Consider the following 21,938-nt stretch of genomic DNA (forward strand, 5'->3'; position numbering starts at 1 on the left):
TCTTTTCACAATTATATTCCAAGTAGATCTGTCACAACCATAGTATTAATTCAGTACCCCTCAAATTCGGAACTGTGTAAACGGGTTATATATGTTTCAATTTTGTTTTGTGGATGACAAATCATATCTTATGACCGAGCTCGTTTAATTGATGTACATCATAGCCCAATATGTCAAAATTCTCATGTACTGTCTCTGAGAATGTCCTGGGCAAGCAATACCGTAAGTTTTTCTCAATTAAAACATTATTACGCTTGGCATAGGAAAAAAGGTCAGATAGAACCTCATTCGAAATACTAAATCCAGACTTTGAGGGATAAACCAAGGGATGTGCCCAAACATCAACTCGTGGGTTCTCCAACATAGAATAGACACTATCAAGATATTCCGATTTTGAAAATGGTGTTCCGTGGTATGCTGCATAAACAATATCAGACAAGCCCAAATCCTGATTAGAAATGTCTAGCTCTCCCTGTTGGTTCAGAACCTTTGCTTCACATCCTACCACACACTTCAAATCAGATTCACATGCTACGTTCTTCGCCTTTTGATAAAACTCCTGAAAATCGTAAGTCGGTGAGCGACGAATGTGTTCTGTAAATCCAATCAATGGATAGTTGTTATTGCTTGCAAACTCGACCAGATCAGTAATTGTCTCTGATCCATCAGTCAAATCAGTGTGAACATGCCAGAGTCCACTTAGGAGGTATTGCTCATACTTGTGCCATCGTTTCATTCAATCTCACCAATATTGTCGAACGGATGCCCCCTATTCTTTCCAATACCTCCCCAGTACCGGTAGAACTTTGAGCCCCAATTTGTTCCAAATTCAAGTTGTGTCTCACCAATTGCCTCTTTTACTGCAGCATAGATTAAATTTGAACCTGCAACTGTACTAGCAACCATTGTCCCCTGAATTCGGGGATTGCATTCAAGAATAACTGGGGTGCCATCTTCTCTTCGTTTAAATTGGAAACCAAATACGTATTGCAGATCGATCTCCTCAGATAAGTCCTGAACATAGCTAATAATTTCGGTATCTCTTTTGATTGTCGTTTGGAAACTGATTCCTGATCTGACTCGGTCACGCGAACGAGGAATGGGTACCGTTTGGTCTTCATTCCGAAATACATCAACAGACAACTCTTCACCGGGAAGATATTCCATTACTAGCAACTCAGGAAAAGAGTCACCTAGTACAGCATGTAACTGCTGCATTGATATCTTAGTTCCATCAGGCTTCTTTTCATAGAATCTGTGCTGGTTCTCCATATCTTCAGTAATTATTCTGAACCCACGTTGCCCATTAGAGATTGGAGGTTTAACTACAACTGGGTTCTCCGGATACCCAAGGCTACTTGCGGCCTTCCTTAATTGAGACCAAGTGCGAACTATTTGATTATCTGGACTTGGAATGCCAAGTTGGCCACAAAGGTCTGTAAGGCGTTTTTTACTATTTGCTTGTTCAACTGACTGTTTATTAGAAATGGCAATTTCAGTACCAACACTTGCAAACCTATCACGGGACTCAGAAAGGTGCTGGAGCTCAGCAGTAACCTGCGGAAGAACCACGTCAACATCTTCAGAATCACAGATGCTCAATAATTCATCAACGAAATTGGGACTGTCCGCAGGAGGAACTTTATGAAACTCGTCACAGACAAACCGACCTGGTTGCTCATCTCTAACATCAGTTCCAATAGTTCGAATACTCCTGTTATCCTTATTTTGATTAAGCGACCAAATTGTCCCAATTGTGCCCGGTGCACCACAACCCGTGATAAGCACAGTGATGCCATTCATTGGGACCACCGAACTACACTAAATGCTTCAGCATAGTGGGAATTGCACTGTACGCCACGGACCGATGCTAATCCACTAATATACTCGTCTCTAAAGTACAGACGGTTCTTCTCTTCTATCTGGCTTTCATACATAGACAACTGTTCAATTTTCCGGCTGATATCACTTTCCGTCAGTTTATAAAACATTTCAGTCTCAAAGTTCACATGATTCCAGGGCAATTCATATGTGATTATACTTGAGACAGTCTTGAACGCGCGTATCATCTCATTTGCCACAACAATATGATCCTGGTGAAAATCATCAAGAGAAGGTCCAATAACGATATCAGGCTGTATCTCATTTCGAATCATTATCAGATCATCTAAGACGTCTTGTCGACGTTCATTGAAGCGACGTACAGTATAATCTAGAAGGTAATATTCAGTTGGGTCTACCAGTTCCATAACCTGTTCAAATTCTTTTTTTAACATTCCCTGTTTAGACGAAGGGAGGGACTCGTCGCATGAGGAAAAAGCAACATAAAATATTTCATGGCCTTCTCTTTTGAGACGACTTACTGTTCCACCAGCCCCAAGTTCACTATCATCTGTATGAGGGCTTAACACTAACACCTTCATTCTACTTTCTCCTGGGGTTCCATTTTGGCTAGTGACCTTATTTGAGTCAGAATAAATTCAGTCACATCAATCTTGTCATCAAAAAGCTCTTTAGTCCGGTTAACTTTTGAATGGTCTGAATTATTGATGAGTTCGGGTAATTTTTCAATCGCAGTCCTCTCATCAGGTGTTGAGAACATCAAATTGTATTTTTCTTCAAGTTCAACAAAATTTCCTCCGTCTTGACCAGCTGCAAACGGGTCTGCGCGAATCACAGGTGTACCAAGAATCGCTGCTTCTGTAGCCATCGTACCTGAGTCGCCGATGTAACCATCCGCATAATATAACAAATCATGAATATAATGTGATGGTACTGTAAGTTTGTAATCTTTAAGACTACCTGGTAATTCCACTTCACTTGTTATATACACCTGGCCATGATTTGATAAAGTCTCAGTAATCCTTTCGAGTCCGTGTTTAGAAAGGCCCATCTTCCCGCGATCATGGAAAGCATTCCACCCAATTGTGCGGATAACATAATATTCCTCATCAGGGTCTACCCCACATTTTTTCAAATTTTCTTTGTCAGGTTCAAATTGGTTTGGATGTAAGTATGCCAGTTCATGATAACCATCATATCTAGTATGTCGCTCTCCCAAATCGTTAGAATACGAAGATGGAGTACAGATCCGATCGGCAAAAGGAACCGAAATATAGTTTTGGAACCGTGTATGTTCGGTATCTGTGAACAATAATGATTTTGTACCAAGTAGTTTTGCAACGTGCGTAATCCCAGGTTCACCAATCGCAGTCAACAAATCTGGTTTTATTTTTCTAGCATATTTGAATAGATTTATTTCATATTTTAATTGGATTCTAATAACGTCATAACTAGATTTCACTTCTCCTGCAAGCACAGTATGAGGGATATCATATGCGTCTAGTAACTCAGTAGTTATCTCTTTTTCTCGGGCAACCACATGAACTTCGTTACCCTGTTCACGCAATTTCTTTACAGTGTTTTTGAAGAAGTGCACATGAGCAGGGTGCTGAATCGTAATGAGTACCTTCATTCGTGAATCTGCACCTCCTTATCCTCGTTCACCTGCATATCGAACAACATTGCGAACATCAGGAATAAACTACCCGTCATGAATAGCATCAGACTGAGAGAACCACGAACGAACAATGAGTCGTTCCACATCAATTTCGCGTAGATCGACCAACCGGCACCGACGAGGCTACTCAGTGTAGTCAACGCCCCGAACACGTAGAACAACGCCAGTGGGTGGAAATCCAATACTAGGTACTTCACCTTCAACCTCCACAAGAAGTTCCTCAACAACATCCGCGAAACCTTCCGAATGTACGACGAGTAGTTGATACTACTCTCTTCGTCACCATACACTGCTGGCATCGCAACGTCGGCAATCTTCATGCCCTTCGCATTCAGCTTCACGAGGAGGTCGTTACAGTACCCGTAGTATTCGTACATTCCCTCGATTCCCACATTGTCCAGTGCGTAATATGAAATCGCCGTGTACCCGTTCTGCGGGTCCATCATCTTCCAGTACCCACTAGCAATCTTCGTCAAGAATGTCAGAATCGAATTCCCGAAGAACCGCCACTTCGACATGCCCTCACGGTAGTCCTTGTACAGCAACCGATTCCCCTTCGTGTAGTCCGCGTCGTCCTCCACAATCGGGTCTAAGAACCGGTCCAGAATATCCGGGTCCATCTGCCCGTCGCCACCCATAACGGCGGTTATGTCCATCTCGTCTTCGAGAGAACGTAGATACCCAGTCTTGAGCGCGCCACCGACACCGCGGTTCTCGTCGTGTTGAATCGGCACAACCCGGTTGTCGAAAGCAGCCCCGCCATCAGTCAGTGCTTCAACCGAATCCTCACGGAATCTAAACGTCTCTTCGTCACCGACCTGGCCGTTGACTTTCGCGGCGTACTCGTGGATTTCATCCCACGTGCCGTCGGTCGAACAGTCGTCGATGACGTACATTCGGTCGACGTATTCCGGCATCGTGTCGATGACTTCCCCCACGAACCCCTCTTCGTTGTACGCGGGGACGACGACACCGATCGTATGTTCTCTATACATATCCACCTCCGATGGTGTAGACGCGGTGGTCACTCGCGCCAAGGTCGAGTGTATCGCGGCCATCGATTACAATCATCTGTCCTTTTGAACGCGAAACGTCGCCCCACTGAATGTCGTCGAACTCGTCGTGGTGCGTCACCATCACGACAGCATCGAACGACTGGTCGTAGATATCGTCGAGGTCCAGTTGTGTGAGGTCGAATTCAGACGTATCGTCTAGCATCGGGTCCACACCGTACATGTCCGCGCCCCACTCCGAGCCGATACCAGCGATATCCAATGCAGGAGACGCCCGAATCTCCTCGACACCTGGGCGGTAGGTGAGTCCAAGCAGGAGAACCGACGCGTCTTCGAACGCCAGTCCCTCAGCGTCGAACTCTTCTCGAAGCTTGTCGATAGTGAACTGTGGCATCGAGTCGTTCACAGCACGTGCCGTCTCAAGGAGCGGTGTGTCCGTCTCGAACGGTTCGATGACGAAATACGGATAGAACGGAATACAGTGGCCACCAACACCCGGCCCCGGGTCGTGAATATTACAGAAAGGTTGCGTATTCGCAACCTCGATGGCTTCGTTGACATCGATGCCAAGCTCGTCGGTCATCGTCGCGAGTTCGTTTGCGAGCGCGATATTGACATCGCGGTACAGGCCTTCGAAGACTTTCACAGCCTCTGCGGTCGTTGCATCGGACACTGGAAGCACGCCTTGTGAATTGATCTCTTCGTAAATGAGGGTAGCAGCACGCGTGCTTTCGTCGTCGACACCCCCGACGACTTTCGGATAGGCACCTCGAATATCTTCCAGCGCTCGTCCACTGGACGTCCGCTCCGGACAGAATGCGAGACCAAACTCACCGAGTTGGAGGCCGGATTCCGATTCAAGTGTGGAGCGGACTCGTCGTGCTGTGGTCTGTGGTGGGACCGTACATTCGATGATGACGAGGTCTCCTTTTGACAATCCAGTTGCGATATCCTCAACGACTGCATCAAGAATCGCAAGGTCTGGTTCGTGTTTGTCGGTAATCGGTGTTGGGACGATTACCACGTGCACACTCGCTCGTGATGCTGCGTCTCGTGGATCCGTCGTTGCTGTGAGTGACCCATCAGCGACGAGTTGCGAAACGAGGGAATCGAGTCCCGGTTCGCGTTTCACGTGGCACTCCCCGCTGTTAATGGTCTCGACGACACCCGGGTCGATATCTGCCCCAATGACGTCTCCAGTAGTCTCAGCGTAGACAGAAGCGAGGGGGAGACCCATCTTCCCAAGACCATACACGGCAATCGGGATCTCCGCATTGGTGAGCGCTTCTCGTTGCGCTGCTTCGGACCGGGAAGAACCGTACAGGTGGTCAACTAATTTCGTGCTCATTGTATTGGATTGGTTATTTTCTTGCGTCCGAGCGCATCTTCTTCGTCAATGGCCTGCGCGAGGTCCAGCGCGTTGAGTCCATCTTCAACCGTAACGACTGGTTCCGTTCCGTTCACCACCGTACTCACGAATGACTCCAGTTCATTCTTCAGCGGTTCGCCTTTGCTGACCGTTGGCCGTTCGACGATGCTCTCGTGACGGAATTTGATATCCCCATTTTTCTCAATGTATTCCGGGACCGACCGTCGATGAATCTCGATAGATTGGTCCATATAGTCGACTTCGACGAGACACTCTTCAGCAGTTACCACCAGCTTTCTGACTTTTCGCTGAGTGAGCCGGCTTGCAGTCAGGTTCGCGATAGTACCCGATTCGAACTGAAGCGTGGCGGTCGCGTGGCGATTCTCTCGCACACCAGCGCTGTGAACTTCAACCACGTCACTATCGACAAGTGAGAGGACGATGTCCAGGTCGTGAATCATCAGATCTAGGACAGCGCTGTCGTCGATTTCTCGTCCTGGTGGTGGGCCGAGGCGTTCGGTTTTGATACTTAAGACGTTCAACCCGGATAGTACGTCGGTCAGTGCCTGGATTGCCGGATTGAAGCGTTCGATATGACCAACCTGGACCGGAAGCCCAACCGTTTCTCGAAGCGAGAGTAGCTCCTCACCCTGCCGCTGGTTCTCCACGACTGGCTTTTCGATCAAGGGAGCGACACCTGCAGACAGACACTGCTTTGCTGTGTCGAGATGATACTGCGTTGGAACGACGACAGAGACGGCGTCGACCCGGTCAAGTAAGTCGTCCATCTCGAGTGCTGTCGTTCCGTGCTTCTGTGCTACTTCCTGTGCTTGCTCGGTGTCGACGTCGGAGACGCCAACGAGATTGGCACTAGGAAGTTCGCTGTACACACGCGCGTGATGCCGGCCCATCGAACCGACACCGATTACGCCGACGTCGAGTGGTGTATCGCTATTACTCATACTGTTGAATCACCTCGATGATGTGGTCGAGGTCACCTTCGGAGAGTGTGGGATGAACGGGGAGTGACAGAACCTCACTTGCAACCTGTTCACCGACCGGTGCGTCGTGGTCGATATCGTCGTAGACCGGTTGTTTGTGCATACAGGTGGGATAGTAGACACCTGAGCCAACATCGTGGTCTGCAAGATACGACTTGAGGTGATCCCGATCTTCAGTTCGGACCGTATACTGGTGATAGACGTGGGTTCGGTCTTCCGGCTCGAAGGGTAGCGTAAGGGACGTAGACGACAGCCCGTTTGTAAGTGTCTCAGCGTTTGCTCGACGGGCCGTAATATATTCAGGGAGTCGCTCAAGTTGCACACGGCCGATTGCCGCACTCATACTGGTCATGCGGAAGTTGTGGCCAACCTCGGAATGTCCGTACTTTGCTGTACGGCCGTGATTGATGAAGCGTTGAGCCCTCTCCGCGATTTCATCGCTGTCGGTCGTAATCATACCACCCTCCCCGGTGGTCATATTTTTCGTCGGATAGAACGAGAAACAGGCTGCATCGCCGAACGACCCGACCTTGTCACCAGCGAACGTCGCACCGTGTGCTTGAGCAGCGTCTTCGATGAGCGGGATGTCGTACTCTGAGGCTAGTTCAGACAACCGCGGTAGGTCGCATGGAAGACCGTAGAGGTGAACGGACAGAATGGCATCTATTTCGCCTCCTTGTTTACGGAGGGTCCGCTCGACAACTTCTTGATCGAGATTATACGTTGCAGCATCAATGTCTGCAAAGACAGGCTCTGCCCCCGTGAGGCGAATCGCGTTCGCTGTGGCGATAAATGAAAACGGTGTTGTGAGAACTCGGTCCCCTGCCCCAACCCCAACTGCTTTTAGAGCAGCATGGAGTGCAGTGGTCCCGTTCGACGTTGCGACAGCGTGCTCGGTGCCGCAGTAAGACGCGAACTCATCTTCGAAAGCACGGACTTCGGGACCATCAGCGAGCATCCCACTGTCCATCACCTCGATAACACGGTCCTTTTCGGCTTGTCCCATCTCGGGGTTTGCAATTGGAATCATCGAATTTGGTTGGGAGAGTCTAACTCAGGAGGCAGTTGTTTGTGCACTGCAGGCACACCGATTGCGAGGGTATTCGGTGGAACATCTTTAGTCACGACTGCCCCAGCGGCGACGAACGATCCTTTTCCAATCGTGACATCAGGAAGGATCGTCGCGTTACCACCAATCGAGACATGGTCTTCGATTGTTGGTCCGACGAGGTCGACCGCTTCCCGTATTGGTAATGGATCGTTTGTGAGGACGGCGTGAGGGCCGATGAACACGTCATCCCCGATTGTCGTGTGGGATGGGATATACACACCCGTCTGTAAACTCACACCGGATCCGATCGAGGTTCGACCGTCAATCACGGTATTCGTTCCGACCAAGACATCGTCTCCGATCTCTGTGAGCTCTCGAATGACAGCGTTGTGTCCGGTGTTGAACCGGTTGCCGATTGCGACGTCGTCGTACACAATCGTGCCTGCGCGAATCGTTGCTTCATCACCAATAACGGGGGGTTGAGTATCCGAACCGTACTCATGGCCAACTGTCGCGCCTGCCGCGATGTCACACCCTTCCCCCAGAGAAACTGAACTCCCCATCCTGTTACGTAGTGTTGAATTTCTTGATTCTAGAACGGTTCACGTTATGTCGAACCTATTCATCATCTGTAAAAAGGATATCGTCTCGTTCAGACATCACCGCTAATCGAATTACGTTCGCGTAACTGTCAACTGGACGTGTAAAAATACATGATGATACAACTGGCAAGTCAGAGTAACGTGGTATCATCAACGGAGTTCAGAACAGTTCAGCGGAGAAATTCGGAACTGACTGTGTCTTCCCAGGCAAGAGGAACACGAAAATGAAGGCTATCGTCCTCGCGGCGGGGGACGGAACTCGACTCCACCCGCTCACACAAACTAGACCAAAAGGGATGCTCCCAATCGGTGACAAGCCTCTGTTAGAGCATATTGTCGGCTCAATCAGGTCAGCCGGAATCGACGAAATCGTCCTCGTCGTTGGCCACAAACGCGAACGCATCCAGAATCACTTCCAGAACGGTGACGACTGGGGAGTCGAACTCGAATACGTCGTCCAAAACAATCCCCGAGGAACGGGAGACGCACTCCTCGAAGCGGAACACACGGTCGGGGGTGACTGCCTCGTAATCAACGGCGACCGAATCGTCGAACCAGAACTCCTCAAGGAACTCATCCTTTGCCACCAGTCGACGAACGAGGCGTGCATGGCAATTACCGAGGTCAACGACCCAACAGCGTACGGGGCAGTCACAGTAGACGACGAAACAGTCGTGGACATCCAAGAGAAACCCGAACCACACGAGGTCACATCGAATCTCGTCAATGCGGGCGTCTACGCGTTCGGCCCAGAAATCTTCTCTGCGATCCGCCAAACAGACCACTACGGTGAGCTCAGACTCACCGACACACTGAGAGAATACATCCAAGACCACACACTCAACGCGGTCCACTACGATGGCATGTGGCTCGAACTCTCTCGGCCGTGGGACCTCCTTTCGGTCAACAGTGGAATTTTAGCCCACAGTGGTTCGGCAGTCGCAGACTCAGCTATCGTACACGAAGATGCAACCCTCGGCGGACCAGTCGTCGTGGGTGACCATTCTCGCATCCAACCTGGCGCGCGCGTCTTCCACGACACGGTCATCGGAGACAACGTCACCATCTGTGCGAATGCTGTCGTCACCAACTCGGTCATCCTCGAAGATACAGTCGTCAAACCAGGAGCTGTCATCTCCGACTGCATCGTCGGTTCCGGCTCCGAAGTCGGTCCACTGAACTCCATCGAAGGCGGCAGAACCGACGTCCACGTCGACGACGAACTGTACACCGACGTGAAATTCGGCGGTCTCATCGGAGACAACGCGACACTGGGTGGGAACGTGACCGTCGAACCAGGAACCATCGTCGGAAACGACGTGACCGTCGAAAGCGGGTCGACACTCGATAGCCGAATCCCGAGTGGCGCTCACGTCTTCCGTGGGTGAAACAGGTATAACAGAGATATGCTTGTTCTATCTATCTGTTTATACTTCCTAAATGTATATTCAGCGATGGATTAGTTGTTCCATTAACACTAAATAGTCAGATTCGAAAACACAATTATCAGTAGTCCGTTGGCAGCCGCCAGTAGGACCAGCGACCAGCAGGGATCTAAGACACTATGTGCGGAATTACAGGGTACATCGGAGAGGGGGAGAGTGCGTCGATTCTCTCGACGGGATTGAAGAATCTAGAATACCGCGGGTACGACTCGGCAGGCATCGCCCTCGTGGGCGACCAGGTCGACGTACACAAACAAGAGGGGACTATCGACGGCTTGACCATTCCACGTGACGTGGACGCGACACACGGAATCGGCCATACGCGGTGGTCGACACACGGCGAGCCGACCGACGAGAACGCTCATCCCCACACAGACTGCCGTGGGGACGTCGCTGTCGTCCACAACGGCATCATCTCGAACTACACCGAGCTAAAGGAAGAACTCGCAGGCCACATCTTCGAGAGCGAGACAGACACAGAGGTCATTCCACACCTCATCGAAAACGAAATCGCACGCGGCGCAGACCTTCGCGCAGCGGTCACTCGCGTCCTCGACCACCTCGAAGGTAGCTTCGCCATCGCGGCAACTCACGTCGACCACGACGGCATCGTCGCCGCACGTCAGGACAGCCCACTCGTCATCGGCCACGGCGACGATGGGATGTACCTCGGTAGTGACGTCACGGCATTCGTCGAGTACACTCGTCAGGTGTCCTACCTCGAAGACGGAGACGTCGCCCATCTCAGTGAAGACGGCATCACCATCTTCAACGACGGCAAACGCGTCGAGCGCGAAATACAGACCGTTGACTGGGATGCATCGGCAGCCGGGAAAGCAGGTCACGACCACTACATGCACAAGGAGATTCACGAACAGCCGCACGCACTTCGGCAGGCAATCTCCGGTCGCATCGACGAACTCTCCGGGAAGGCATCACTCGATATCGACCTCGACGACGAGTTCCTCGAATCGATCGACAACATCCAGATCGTCGCCTGCGGAACGTCGTACCACGCTGGTCTGTACGCGAAGGAGCTCATCGAGCCTCTCGTCGACGTCACCGTCCGTGTCGACCTCGCGAGCGAGTACGAGGTGTACGACGGCTACGATACCCAGAACACCCTCGTCGTAGCAGTCACCCAGAGTGGGGAGACAGCAGACACCCTCTCTGCAATCCGCCGTGCCAAGGCACCGGGCATGACGACACTCGCCGTGACGAACACGGTCGGAAGCACCATCACCCGCGAAGTCGACGACTCGTTGTTCATCAAAGCCGGCCCCGAAATCGGCGTGGCAGCCACCAAGACCTTCGTCTCACAGGTGACTGCACTCGCACTGTTCGCGACGTACATCGGCCGCCTTCGCGGAACACTCTCTGCAGACGAAGGCGCGGACATCCTCGAGAACATCCGTAAACTCCCGAACGCTGTCCAGTCCGTTCTCGACGCCGAGCCACAGATCGAGCGACTCGCAGAGCGCTACGTCGACAGTGACGCGTTCTTCTTCATCGGGCGGGGGCTTGCACAGCCCGTCGCACTCGAAAGCGCACTGAAGCTCAAGGAGATTTCCTACGCCCACGCAGAGGGCTTCGCAGCAGGTGAACTCAAGCACGGTCCCCTGGCGCTGGTCACGGAAAACACGCCAGTCCTCGCATTCTTGAACGAGAGTGCGTCGCCGGACGAGACGTTCAACAACGTCAAAGAAGTCGAGTCTCGTGGCGCGCCTGTAATCTGTCTCTCTTCGACGAGCGAAGATGCGTCTTTCTGTGACCACTCGATCGACGTTCCAAACCTCGGCCGGCTTGGACCACTCGTCTCGAACGTCGCGATGCAACTGTTCGCCTACCACGTCGCGAACGAGATGGAACGTCCCATCGACAAACCTCGCAATCTCGCGAAGTCCGTGACAGTCGAATAATAGTCCACGGTCGCTGCCGGTTGGAGCCGTTTCGGGAACGCTTATTCCATTGACTCCGGTAGTGGAGTCCAATGCCAGACACACCAGTCCGACGCCTCGTTGGAATCGTGGTCTTACTGGGGTGTCTGCTGGGTCTCATGATCTGGTTTGGCTCTCTTGGACCTGCATCCGAAGTCGGTGCATACCCAGACGAAGACCAGTTGGGTACAGAGTACGATTCGTGGATTGGGAAAGAGGTCAGTTTCACGGGGACAGTTATCAGTACAGAGCCGCTCACTATCGCCACAGAATACGGAGACAGGAGTCAGATTCAACTCCGTGTGACAGGCACATCTATCGACGCCCAAGAGGGAGACAGACTCGCAGTCTTCGGCGTCGTCGAGCCGAACCACACCATCCAGGCGCTGAACGCGTACACGATTCCCGCGTCGAACTATCTCTACATGTACGTCGTCTCCTTCCTCGCTGGCCTGTGGGTACTCGGGAGACTGGTCCGTACGTGGCGGCTCGACTGGGAGACGTGGACGCTCGTCCCGCGGGCCACTCCACTCACACTGGGTGACCTACACATCCGAAACCGTACCACGGAGGACCGAGATGCCTGACCTGCTCTCGCACGCCCTATTGGCCTACAGCCTTGCCACGATTGCTTCCTGGCGCTACGAGTGGATCACTCGCCCCTACGTGACGGTTGCGATGGCTGGGGCGTTCATCCCTGATCTTGCGAAAGGGGAATTGATTCTCTCCGATGCTCGGGTTGAACAGGTACTGGGAGTTCCATTCGATTGGTTCGGCCTGCACACGACCGGCGCAGTCATCTGCTCGATACTCATCGGTGTTCTCCTTGTCCACTCGAAAGAACGACTTCGAGTCTTTCTCCTCCTCGCACTCGGTGCTGCTTCGCATCTAATTGCAGATGCGTTCTTATTGAACCCCACGGGGGTGTCGTACCCCCTTCTGTGGCCCTTCAGTCGACTCTATCCACCGACTCCGGGCCTATACCTGAGTACGGATATCTGGCCTTCGGTCGTACTGGGAATCGGTGCACTGGTCGTCTTCGGTGTGACTCGGTATCTGCGGTCCACCCGAGACACCTGATTCGACCACGACGTACGAGAAATCAACCGAACTCCACATCTATTTTCTACCCGATTGCAAAACACCCGCACATGCAAACAGTCCTGCTCGCTGCTGGACAGGGAACCCGGATGCGACCGCTCACAGACAATAGAGCGAAACCGATGCTCCCGGTCGCAGACAAACCACTCGCCGCACACACCGCCACAACCGCCGTCGAGGCCGGTGCCTCGAAACTTATCGTCGTCGTTGGCTACGAATCAAAGGCCGTCCGCGAGTACTTCGGCGACGAATACGCTGGCGTCCCTATCGAGTACGCAGAACAGACCGAACAACGTGGGACTGCCGACGCCGTCCGTGCTGCTGAACCACACCTCGACCCCGGACCGTTCGCCGTCCTCAATGGCGACGCGCTCTACGACGAAGCCTCTCTCACACGCCTCTACGAGTCAGCACCGGCAGTCGGGTCGTACCGCGTCGATGACCCAACCCAATATGGCGTCCTCTACACTGAGGAGTCTAACAACGATACCCGTGTTACAGGAGTCGTCGAAAAGCCCGCTGACCCGCCATCGAATCTCATCAACACGGGTGCGTACGTCTTCCCTGCAGAAGCCCAAACCTGGCTCGACGTGGGCGAGAGCGAACGCGGCGAACTCGAACTCACGGACGTCCTCGAACGCGCGTGCAACGAAAACACAGTCACCGCCGTCCCCTTCCAACAATGGCTGGACGTCGGCCGCCCGTGGGAACTCCTCGAAGCAAACGAGTGGAAAGTCGGCGACCTAACTCGTGACATCCGAGGCGACGTCCACGAAGACGCCGATATCCGCGGCGACGTCGTCGTCGAAGAAGGCGCAACTGTCGATGCAGGCGTCGTCATCGAAGGTCCAGCACTCATTCGGAGCGGCGCGACTGTCGGCCCGAACGCCTTCGTCCGGGGGAACACACTCGTCGCTGAAGACGCCAAAGTGGGCCACGGCGTCGAAGTCAAGAACAGCGTGCTCATGGAAGGCGCAACAGTGGGCCACCTCTCGTACGTGGGCGACAGCGTCCTCGGCCGCGACGTGAACTTTGGTGCGTCGACAACTGTTGCGAATCTCCGACACGACGACGAACCTATCAGAATATCAGTAAAAGGCGAGCTCACCTCGACCGGACGTCGAAAGTTCGGCGTCGTCTGTGGAGACGGTGTGAACACAGGGATTCAAAGTAGTCTCAACGCAGGTGTGAAACTCGAGTCGGGCGTGCGGACGAAGCCCGGAGAAACGGTACTGCGCGACCCGTAACTCCAGAATTAACGACGCCTGGTTCGCTGCGTTAGCTCTTCGAACGCCAGCGTACCGCCCCACTGGCTACACCGTGCCATCACGTCGTCGGAGTCGGTCAGAACGATTCGTGTTCGACCGCGCCCACGAGAGCGTCTAACACCCAACTCGCCTCGCCGTCGGCTGATTCGTACGTTCGGTCTTCTTTCTACTGTTCACGTAGTTCCCGAATTCGGTCTTCGTTCGTACCCTCTCGAAGTACACACTACGTATCGGATTTATTTGAATACTGTAAAAGTGATAATTCTACGAATACAAATTCCGTCGTGGCTCGATTCGCCAGCGATGTGCGCAATTGGCAACATGATTGGCCGCAGAGCAAGAGTACAACTCCGCGACATATTCCGGAGGCGACGGCACACGACGTTACCTCGTCTCTCGGCAGTGATGTCGCTTCGACGGGAAATCGGAGTCCCGAAGCCTCGACAAACCCGATTCGACTCCCTCACCGAACCCCGAACGCTGCAACAACAGATAACGGGTAGCGGCGACACCACCAAACATGGCACTCACCGACGACCAACAGAAAATCGAGGTCGCCATCCGAGCGATCTGTGAGGACACCCAGTTCGCCACGGTGGAGGATATCACGAATCGAGTGCCGCTGTCGAGGCAAGCAGTCCTCGACAACGTCGAGACCGTCGCCGCCGAACACGACTACATCCAGCACCAACACGCCGGCAAGGCGAAGGTGTACTACGTAACCGAGCCCAAACTAGAGCCCATTCGAACCCCCGACACCGACGCAGTGGTCCGTCTCGAGAGCGATACTGAGGCGGCCTATGCAGAGGTTCGAACAGCGCCGACGTACAGCGACTTCGACTTCGAAGTCCACTGGTACGACTTCAAACTGAACGAAATCGAGACCCACGTCCCGACTGACGTCGAACTGGGGCAAGTGATGGGTCGGTACGCGACCACGCCCGTCACGATCAAGTTTTACTCGAAGTGAGGTCTCTGAGAGAGTCGAGACACGGGGTAGTGACACGTCATCAGACGGAGGGTCGGGGACCCTGACCGACTAGTATTTGCGCTGACCGGCGGGAATGCCGAGGGCGTCGTTGAATCCGTCGTCCAACGCGTCCCGAGCGTCGCGCCACTCGAAGAAGTCGTCGCGAGTCGCGGGATAATCGTTGTAGACTCGTTCGTACTTCGTGGCGTATCGCTGCGCCCGGACGAAGTCGAGGAGCGTCCGACCCACGTCTCGCTTCGTGGTGTCGAGTCGGTCGAACCGGCCGTCACTGACCAGCGCCAGCGCGTTTTGCACCACGCCGCTTGCGAGGCTCATGGCGTTCCGAACGCCCAGCGAGTTGCCTTCCGAGGAGACCACATCCGCAATCGCATCCTCGGGTAGGAGGGCGACCAGCGCACGGACGTTCTCCATCCCGACGTGCGATGCCGCGATGTTGTAGGGGTCCTTGATCGCGACGCGCGTCCCGAGACCGTGCTCGACGTACACGTAGTGGTTGTGAGCCCAGAGGTCTGCTTCCGAGATGAAGCCATCGTCGTCGTCTCGAATCGCTTCAGCGCCGTGTTTTCCGGCCGAATAGCCGGTGACGGCGGCCCCTCTGATACCCTTCCCCGAGATGGGGTGAGTGGTGCCGGCGTTACAGCCGACCGTGATATACCCGGGTGCGACCATCGAGTCCAGTGGCCGTCGAAGGGCGAGCGCGGCACCCAGTTTGTTGGCCTTGCCGTTGACCGTGTCGAAGCCTGCACCGTCGAACTCCGGCCGCCCCTGGATATCTTTTTTCAGCCTGTCGACGAGTTCGACCGGCTCTTTGTTCATCTGGAATCCCAGTCCGACGTTGATTTCGGTCGCCGTCCGCGGGAAGTACCAGATGTACCCCATCCGCTCCAGCGGTTTTCCAACGAGTGCGTTTTCGTACGGGACGGGTTCCTGCGTCTCAAGTACTTCACGGTACGCAGACCCGAACTGCTGGAAATGGGGTTTCTCGAAGCTGGTCTCGGGGTCTGCGTCCAGACTGGCAAAGTCGACGTCGGACATGACGCTCGACAGCGACCCACCGGCGTCGATGACGAGGTCGGCACTGTATTCGACGGGTTCGCCGTCTCTGACAGCCCGCACTCCCTCGACTTGTGCACCCTGGAGAACGCCGTTGACGACGGTGTCGAAGTGCTGGTCGACTCCGCAGGCCGCCGTCTGTTCGAGCAGACGTTGCCCGAACTCGTAGCGGTCGACGACGTTACTATGACCCTCGTAGGGCAGGACTTTCTTCACGTCGATGTCCTCGTCCCACCACTCGATCTGGTCGATATTCCCGTCGATGAGCACGTCCTCGTCCGCTGCGAGAGCGCTCATGTCGATGGGACCGGGATACTTTTTCGGGTCGGTCGGGGCCTTCATCGCGTCGCCGCAGGCGATGTGCCCTGCTTCCGCAGCAGATTTTCGTTCGAGTTGCACGACGGAAGCACCCTGGTCGGCAGCGGTCGCAGCCGCAAAACAGCCCGCTACGCCACCTCCAACAACGACGATTTCGTATGATTCGGAAACGGGCACGATACTCGGAAGGATAAACCCGGACCTACTTTAGATTCACTCAATCCGCTCAGACGTTCGTGTGGTGGAAACGCGTCACCGTGTGCTCGGCCCACTTCGGCATCGTGGAATCGGCTACCAAGACTCGAGTCGGGTGCACGGACCACTCCAGGCGAAACCATCCTGCGCGGCCCGGGACTCAAAACTAACCAGTCGGAGTCGTTCGACACAGGAGCGTTCGTCTTGGGACTGCCAGCGCCCATCACCACGTGACGTCAATCGGCCGATGCAGACTGGACTCACGATTCGAGCGGTTCCAGGTCCTCGTCGTCGTAGTTGGTGAGGAGTCGGGGTTCGTCTTTGAACGTCTCGAGGACGACGTGCGTCGCCGAATGCGAGACGCCGTCGGTGTGAATCATCTCGTCGATGTACTTCTGGAGGTGGTCGTGGCCACGGAGGTGGGCGACGAGGATGTACGACCGTTCGCCGAGCATGAAATACGCCGTCTGGACGCCGGAGATGTCACGGAGTTCGTCGCCGATTTCGTCGTGTCCGGGTCCGTACTCACTTTCGACTTCGCTGACGACGGTCAGGCTGAGCCCCAATTCGTCCCGGTTTATCTGCCGGTGAGTGCTGGTGACGATACCCTGGTCGCGGTACCGCTCTATCCGATAGTAAATCGCCGACGTTCCGAGACCGAGTTCCTCGCTCAACTCCTCGACGTCGGTGTCAGCATCGTTTTCGAGCCAGCGAAGAATCTCGAAATCGGTGTCGTCGAGGTCCACGTCGACCATAGATACGCACTATCGAACTCCACCGTCAAAATCTTCTCGGCACCGACGAGTGGTGACCACCTGAGTCTCTGTTCGTCCGAAAAAACACCCGAGGATAGAGAACGGAGCGGCGACAGAGAATCGCCAGACGACGAATATCAGATATCGAGGGACGATGACGGCGCCCTTGATATTATTCCAATTTTTAATGAAGATGGTTGGAATTGTGTGCATGCGGGAAACCTTTATTATGGGTTATTACAAACGCAAGGGGTGTGTTATGACAGGACATGGTGACGATGGCCTCTTTGGACATCAGGCGTTGCAGCCAAGTCGACGGCAGTTTTTGAAAGCGGCGACGGCTTCGGCGGCCGCCGCTGGTTTCGCAGGGTGCCTCGGTGGCGGTGGAGGTGGCCAGAGACCGATGGACGCAGAGCAGATTCCACCCAGTGATTACGCCGACACGGTCAACGTGTGGAACTGGTACTTCACGTGGCGGGACTGGGTGACGAAGGAGTTCAACAGTGAGACGGGCGTCAAGACGAACACGACGTCGTACTCGAGCGCCAGCGAGTTCTACTCCAAGTTCGAGTCCGGCAACCACAAAATCGACAACGTGGGAGCCACGACGACGTGGACCAAGCGGTCGATGGACAACGACCACATCGAGCCACTCCCCGTCGACATGATGGAGTCGTGGAAGGCCGTCCCCGAGTACATCAAAGAGAGTACTCGGGAGTACAAATCCAAGGATGGAGATATCTACGCGATGCCACAGGCGGTGAGTATCTTCCCGTCGCTGACGTACAACGAAGAGGTGTTCGACAGTCCGCCAGAATCGTGGAGCGTCCTCTGGGACGACGAGTACGCAGGGAACATCTTCATGTGGGACGCCCCGACGATCAGCTGTCAGATTGCCGCGTGGCACACCGGTCAGGACCCGTTCAACCCGAGTGACTTCGACGACATCGAGGAGGCGCTGAAGCAACAAAAGCCCCTGCTGAAGACGTACTGGAGCGAGTACAACCAGGCGAGAGGGATGTTCGTCAACGAAGACGTGGTCGTGGGCCCGCTCCTCGACGGCCAGACCTTCATGGCTCGCTTCGACAATCAGGCACCGATCAACATGACCGTCCCCAAGGAGGGAACGCTGTTCAACGTCGACGACATCATCATTCCGAAAGGCGCGCCCCATCCGATGGCGAGTCTGTACTTCGTCGACTGGGCGATGCGCCCGGAGCAGTCGCGGCACATGCTGACCAAGATGGGCTACCTGCCTCCGGTCAAGCAGGAGAACCTCAAAGAGATATACTCGAAGGAACTGGAATCCGGCGAGATGACCGAGGAACAACTGGAGTTCTACCAGTGGCCCCAGGAGTGGAAGGACCGACTCATCTTCGGGGAACCAGTCGAAGAAGAGGTCCGGAAGAAGTACGACGAGATCTGGACGGCGGTCAAGGCGAGTTAACTCCGCACATATGTCTCTTTTAGAAGTTACTGATCTCACAAAGGAGTTCGGAGACCTCACGGCAGTCGACGACGTCTCACTGGAAGTCGAAGACGGCGAGTTCGTCACGATTCTCGGTCCGAGTGGGTCGGGGAAGTCTACCATCCTCCGGATGGTCGCGGGCTTCGAGGAACCGACCGAGGGGAGCATCGTCATCGGCGGTGACGACGTGACCGACGAACCACCGTTCAAGCGTGACGTGAACATGATGTTTCAGGACCTGGCGTTGTTCCCGCACCTCACAGTCGCCGAGAACATCGGCTACGGTCTCAAACAGCAGGGCGTCCCTCCCGAAGAGCGCAAAGAGCGAATCGAAGATATCCTCGAAGTCGTTCGGCTCTCCGATTACGGTGACCGCGCACCCGAAGAGCTGAGCGGCGGTGAGCAACAGCGCGTTGCACTCGCTCGCGCCATCGTCAACGAGCCGAAGTTGATGCTCTTCGACGAACCTCTCGGGTCGCTCGACCGGAAGCTCAGACAACACATGCAGTTCGAACTCCAGCGTATCCAGGCCGAGACGGGAATCACGTCTCTCTACGTCACCCACGACCAGGAGATTGCGATGTCCATCTCCGACCGCCTCATCCTGCTCAACGAAGGCGACATCGAGCAGAGCGGAACCGTCGAGGACCTCTACGACCGGCCGGCCTCGCAGTTCGTTGCTGATTTCCTCGGCGACGTGAACACCGTCAGCGCGACGGTCGAATCGTCCCAGAACGGCGAACTGACGCTGTCGCTCGACGACACGGAGACGTCGCTCGTGGTATCGAAAGACGACGTGCGTTCGCTGGACGAACACCGGACTGGCTCGTCGGTCGACCTCTGTGTTCGCCCGCACAACGTCGCCCTCTCAGACACCGACACGGGACAGTCCGTCCCGGGAACCGTCGCCAACCGCATCTACAAAGGTGAGGGCGTCACGTACCTTATCGAAGCAGGAACGACCACCTACAAGGCGACTGTCGAAGACGGCGACTTCAGTATCGGAGACGACGTGTACCTCTCGTGGGACGCTGACGAGGCGTACATCTTCGGGGAGGAGTAACCGAGTCATGTCCCTCAGAAACACCACGGTGATGGGGTCGAGCCTCCAGGAACGCGCGGCTCGCCTCTCCGACTACCTGCGTGACAAGCCGAAGGCCCGTCTCTACCTCCTCGTCTCGGTCCCCTTCGCGATACTCGGCGTGTTCTTCGTCTTGCCACTCTTGATGATGGTGGCGCTGTCGTTCTTCTCGGACCTGCCACCGGCACCGCTCACGCTCGAAAACTACGTGCGGTTCTTCACGACGAACATCTACGCCACCGTCCTCTGGAAGACGACGACGATAACGCTGGCGACGACGGTCATCGCACTCGTCCTTGGGTACATCCTCGCGTACAGTATCGTCCGGTTCACGAGACGGACGACGGCGATACTGCTCTTCGTCATCCTCCCCTTCTGGACCAACTACATCGTCCGTATGTACGCGTGGATCAACATCCTGCAGAAGGGTGGTGCACTCGACACGGTGTTGTTACTGCTCAATGTCATCAGTAACCCGCTCAGTATGTTGTACTCGTACGAAGCCGCGCTCATCGGGTTCGTCTACATATACCTCCCGCTCGCGGTGCTGACGTTCTACGCGTCGCTCACCAACCTCAATCCGAATCTGATAGACGCGGCGAAAGACCTCGGTGCGGGACCCATCAAAGCCTTCTGGACAGTCACGCTCCCGATGACGCTGAATAGCGTGACCGTCGGTATCATTCTCGTGATGATTCCGATATTCGGGGCGTTCGTCACGCCGAAGATGCTCGGCGGCGCCGACCTGACGATGATCGGCGTCGTCATCGAACAGCAGTTCACACGGTCGTTCAACTGGCCGTTCGGCGCGACGCTGAGTACCATCGTCTCGGCCATCGTCGTGGCGCTCCTCGGGGGGAGTCTCTACCTCGGGAGCAACCTCGTCGACTTCGGAGGTGAGAGCGCGTGAGTCTCACGTCGTCTGTCGTCGACCGAGTCGAACTGTTGGCGCAGAACCACGGGAAGCGACTCGGGTACGTCGCCATCGCGGTGCTGATGTTCTACCTCTGGGCACCCATCTTCGTGGTGACGATTATGTCGTTCTCGCCGGACGCCGTGCTGTCGTTCCCCCCGGAGTCGCTCTCGTTGAAGTGGTACGGGGTGCTCGTGAACGACCCCGCGGCGATAAGCGCCATCATGACGTCGCTGAAGGTCAGTGTAGTCGTGACCCCCGCGACAGTCGTCCTCGCCACGCTCATCTCGTACGCTATCGACCGTTACGACTTCCGTAGCGAGTCCATCTTGAAGCTCCTCGTCACGCTCCCACTCATCATCCCGCTCATCGTCGTGGGGATCGCGCTGACGATGTTCTTCGGGCTCCTCGGCGTCGGGTCGGGGTACTGGCCCATCGTCATCGGCCACACGGTCGAAGCGCTCCCGTTTGCGACGCTCATCATCCTCCCCACGCTGACCTCGTTCGACAGCAAACTGGAGGAGGCGTCGATGGACCTCGGCGCGAACGAGTTCGAGACGTTCGTCCAGGTGACGCTTCCGAACATCTTCCCCGGCATCTTCGCGGGTGGCCTGATGGCGTTCACCATCTCGTTCAACGAGTTCGTGTTGACGTACTTCCTCAAAGGGTCGATACTCAACACGTTGCCGACGTGGATATGGGCGAAACTCCGCCACCGGGCGACGCCCGAGGTGAACGCCGCGAGTGTGTTCTTCCTCCTCGTCGCTATCTTACTCATCTTGACCGCGGTGAGTCTCACTCACGTGGACCGCATCGCCGTCCAAGAAGAGTGAGGTAACCGACTATCCCCGTCGGCC

Annotated in this window: 21 protein-coding genes; 10 read left to right on the forward strand and 11 right to left on the reverse strand. The window is 54.8% G+C overall.

The window, feature by feature from the left end; translation table 11 throughout:
• Window positions 1-121 precede the first annotated feature (121 nt).
• From ACK3R5_RS12875 to ACK3R5_RS12915, 9 genes are read right to left on the reverse strand one after another with little or no spacing between them, the layout of a single operon-like run.
• Window positions 122-736, reverse strand: a complete 615-nt coding sequence (locus tag ACK3R5_RS12875; RefSeq protein ID WP_411967229.1) for a PHP domain-containing protein — start codon at window positions 734-736, stop codon at window positions 122-124.
• Window positions 733-1,803: an ATP-grasp domain-containing protein gene (locus ACK3R5_RS12880; RefSeq protein WP_411967230.1), complete on the reverse strand. Its 1,071-nt coding sequence runs from the start codon at window positions 1,801-1,803 to the stop codon at window positions 733-735. Before ACK3R5_RS12880 ends, ACK3R5_RS12875 begins: the two co-directional genes overlap by 4 nt.
• Complete coding sequence (locus ACK3R5_RS12885; RefSeq protein ID WP_411967231.1) at window positions 1,800-2,423, reverse strand: PIG-L deacetylase family protein; 624 nt, start codon at window positions 2,421-2,423, stop codon at window positions 1,800-1,802. Before ACK3R5_RS12885 ends, ACK3R5_RS12880 begins: the two co-directional genes overlap by 4 nt.
• The gene (locus tag ACK3R5_RS12890; RefSeq protein WP_411967232.1) at window positions 2,420-3,475 is read right to left on the reverse strand and encodes a DUF354 domain-containing protein; all 1,056 of its coding nucleotides are present in this window, start codon (window positions 3,473-3,475) and stop codon (window positions 2,420-2,422) included. The genes ACK3R5_RS12885 and ACK3R5_RS12890 overlap by 4 nt, the downstream gene beginning before the upstream one ends.
• Complete coding sequence (locus ACK3R5_RS12895; protein WP_411967233.1) at window positions 3,472-4,515, reverse strand: glycosyltransferase family 2 protein; 1,044 nt, start codon at window positions 4,513-4,515, stop codon at window positions 3,472-3,474. The genes ACK3R5_RS12890 and ACK3R5_RS12895 overlap by 4 nt, the downstream gene beginning before the upstream one ends.
• Window positions 4,508-5,881, reverse strand: coding sequence for a nucleotide sugar dehydrogenase (locus tag ACK3R5_RS12900; protein ID WP_411967234.1), 1,374 nt, complete (start codon window positions 5,879-5,881; stop codon window positions 4,508-4,510). The genes ACK3R5_RS12895 and ACK3R5_RS12900 overlap by 8 nt, the downstream gene beginning before the upstream one ends.
• On the reverse strand, window positions 5,878-6,864 hold the full coding sequence (locus ACK3R5_RS12905) for a Gfo/Idh/MocA family oxidoreductase (RefSeq protein WP_411967235.1): 987 nt from the start codon (window positions 6,862-6,864) through the stop codon (window positions 5,878-5,880). Before ACK3R5_RS12905 ends, ACK3R5_RS12900 begins: the two co-directional genes overlap by 4 nt.
• A complete protein-coding gene (locus tag ACK3R5_RS12910; RefSeq protein ID WP_411967236.1) occupies window positions 6,857-7,933 on the reverse strand; it encodes a DegT/DnrJ/EryC1/StrS family aminotransferase in 1,077 nt (358 codons plus the stop codon). The genes ACK3R5_RS12905 and ACK3R5_RS12910 overlap by 8 nt, the downstream gene beginning before the upstream one ends.
• Window positions 7,930-8,517, reverse strand: coding sequence for a DapH/DapD/GlmU-related protein (locus tag ACK3R5_RS12915; RefSeq protein ID WP_411967237.1), 588 nt, complete (start codon window positions 8,515-8,517; stop codon window positions 7,930-7,932). The genes ACK3R5_RS12910 and ACK3R5_RS12915 overlap by 4 nt, the downstream gene beginning before the upstream one ends.
• A gap of 263 nt (window positions 8,518-8,780) precedes the next feature.
• Between ACK3R5_RS12915 and ACK3R5_RS12920 the strand changes: the two genes are divergently transcribed.
• The 6 genes from ACK3R5_RS12920 (at window position 8,781) to ACK3R5_RS12945 (ending at window position 15,277) form a co-directional block, all read left to right on the forward strand.
• Window positions 8,781-9,944, forward strand: coding sequence for a sugar phosphate nucleotidyltransferase (locus tag ACK3R5_RS12920; protein WP_411967238.1), 1,164 nt, complete (start codon window positions 8,781-8,783; stop codon window positions 9,942-9,944).
• A 176-nt stretch (window positions 9,945-10,120) separates the two neighbouring features.
• Entirely contained in the window at window positions 10,121-11,920 is a 1,800-nt protein-coding gene (gene glmS, locus ACK3R5_RS12925; RefSeq protein ID WP_411967239.1) for a glutamine--fructose-6-phosphate transaminase (isomerizing), read from the forward strand.
• A 71-nt stretch (window positions 11,921-11,991) separates the two neighbouring features.
• Window positions 11,992-12,525, forward strand: a complete 534-nt coding sequence (locus ACK3R5_RS12930) for a hypothetical protein (RefSeq protein WP_411967241.1) — start codon at window positions 11,992-11,994, stop codon at window positions 12,523-12,525.
• Entirely contained in the window at window positions 12,518-13,018 is a 501-nt protein-coding gene (locus ACK3R5_RS12935) for a metal-dependent hydrolase (RefSeq protein WP_411967242.1), read from the forward strand. The genes ACK3R5_RS12930 and ACK3R5_RS12935 overlap by 8 nt, the downstream gene beginning before the upstream one ends.
• Window positions 13,019-13,089: 71 nt before the next feature.
• The gene (gene glmU / locus ACK3R5_RS12940; RefSeq protein ID WP_411967243.1) at window positions 13,090-14,286 is read left to right on the forward strand and encodes a bifunctional sugar-1-phosphate nucleotidylyltransferase/acetyltransferase; all 1,197 of its coding nucleotides are present in this window, start codon (window positions 13,090-13,092) and stop codon (window positions 14,284-14,286) included.
• Between the two features lie 541 nt (window positions 14,287-14,827).
• Entirely contained in the window at window positions 14,828-15,277 is a 450-nt protein-coding gene (locus ACK3R5_RS12945) for a hypothetical protein (protein ID WP_411967244.1), read from the forward strand.
• Between the two features lie 69 nt (window positions 15,278-15,346).
• Here the strand turns inward: ACK3R5_RS12945 and ACK3R5_RS12950 are convergent, their stop codons facing one another.
• Both ACK3R5_RS12950 and ACK3R5_RS12955 read right to left on the reverse strand, forming a co-directional pair.
• Window positions 15,347-16,846: an NAD(P)/FAD-dependent oxidoreductase gene (locus ACK3R5_RS12950; protein ID WP_411967245.1), complete on the reverse strand. Its 1,500-nt coding sequence runs from the start codon at window positions 16,844-16,846 to the stop codon at window positions 15,347-15,349.
• Between the two features lie 278 nt (window positions 16,847-17,124).
• Window positions 17,125-17,619: an Lrp/AsnC family transcriptional regulator gene (locus tag ACK3R5_RS12955; RefSeq protein WP_411967246.1), complete on the reverse strand. Its 495-nt coding sequence runs from the start codon at window positions 17,617-17,619 to the stop codon at window positions 17,125-17,127.
• Window positions 17,620-17,878: 259 nt separating this feature from the next.
• Between ACK3R5_RS12955 and ACK3R5_RS12960 the strand changes: the two genes are divergently transcribed.
• Genes ACK3R5_RS12960 through ACK3R5_RS12975 form a run of 4 tightly spaced genes read left to right on the forward strand, consistent with a single transcriptional unit; the run spans window position 17,879 to window position 21,914 of the window.
• The gene (locus ACK3R5_RS12960; RefSeq protein WP_411964481.1) at window positions 17,879-19,066 is read left to right on the forward strand and encodes an ABC transporter substrate-binding protein; all 1,188 of its coding nucleotides are present in this window, start codon (window positions 17,879-17,881) and stop codon (window positions 19,064-19,066) included.
• A 10-nt stretch (window positions 19,067-19,076) separates the two neighbouring features.
• A complete protein-coding gene (locus ACK3R5_RS12965) occupies window positions 19,077-20,150 on the forward strand; it encodes an ABC transporter ATP-binding protein (protein WP_411967247.1) in 1,074 nt (357 codons plus the stop codon).
• Between the two features lie 7 nt (window positions 20,151-20,157).
• Window positions 20,158-21,078 carry an ABC transporter permease gene (locus ACK3R5_RS12970; RefSeq protein ID WP_411964483.1) on the forward strand — a complete coding sequence of 307 codons (921 nt, stop codon included), beginning with the start codon at window positions 20,158-20,160 and terminating at the stop codon, window positions 21,076-21,078.
• Window positions 21,075-21,914 carry an ABC transporter permease gene (locus tag ACK3R5_RS12975; RefSeq protein WP_411967248.1) on the forward strand — a complete coding sequence of 280 codons (840 nt, stop codon included), beginning with the start codon at window positions 21,075-21,077 and terminating at the stop codon, window positions 21,912-21,914. Before ACK3R5_RS12970 ends, ACK3R5_RS12975 begins: the two co-directional genes overlap by 4 nt.
• The last annotated feature ends 24 nt before the right edge of the window (window positions 21,915-21,938 follow it).

The organism is Haloferax sp. YSSS75, from assembly GCF_046764215.1.
GTDB lineage: Archaea > Halobacteriota > Halobacteria > Halobacteriales > Haloferacaceae > Haloferax.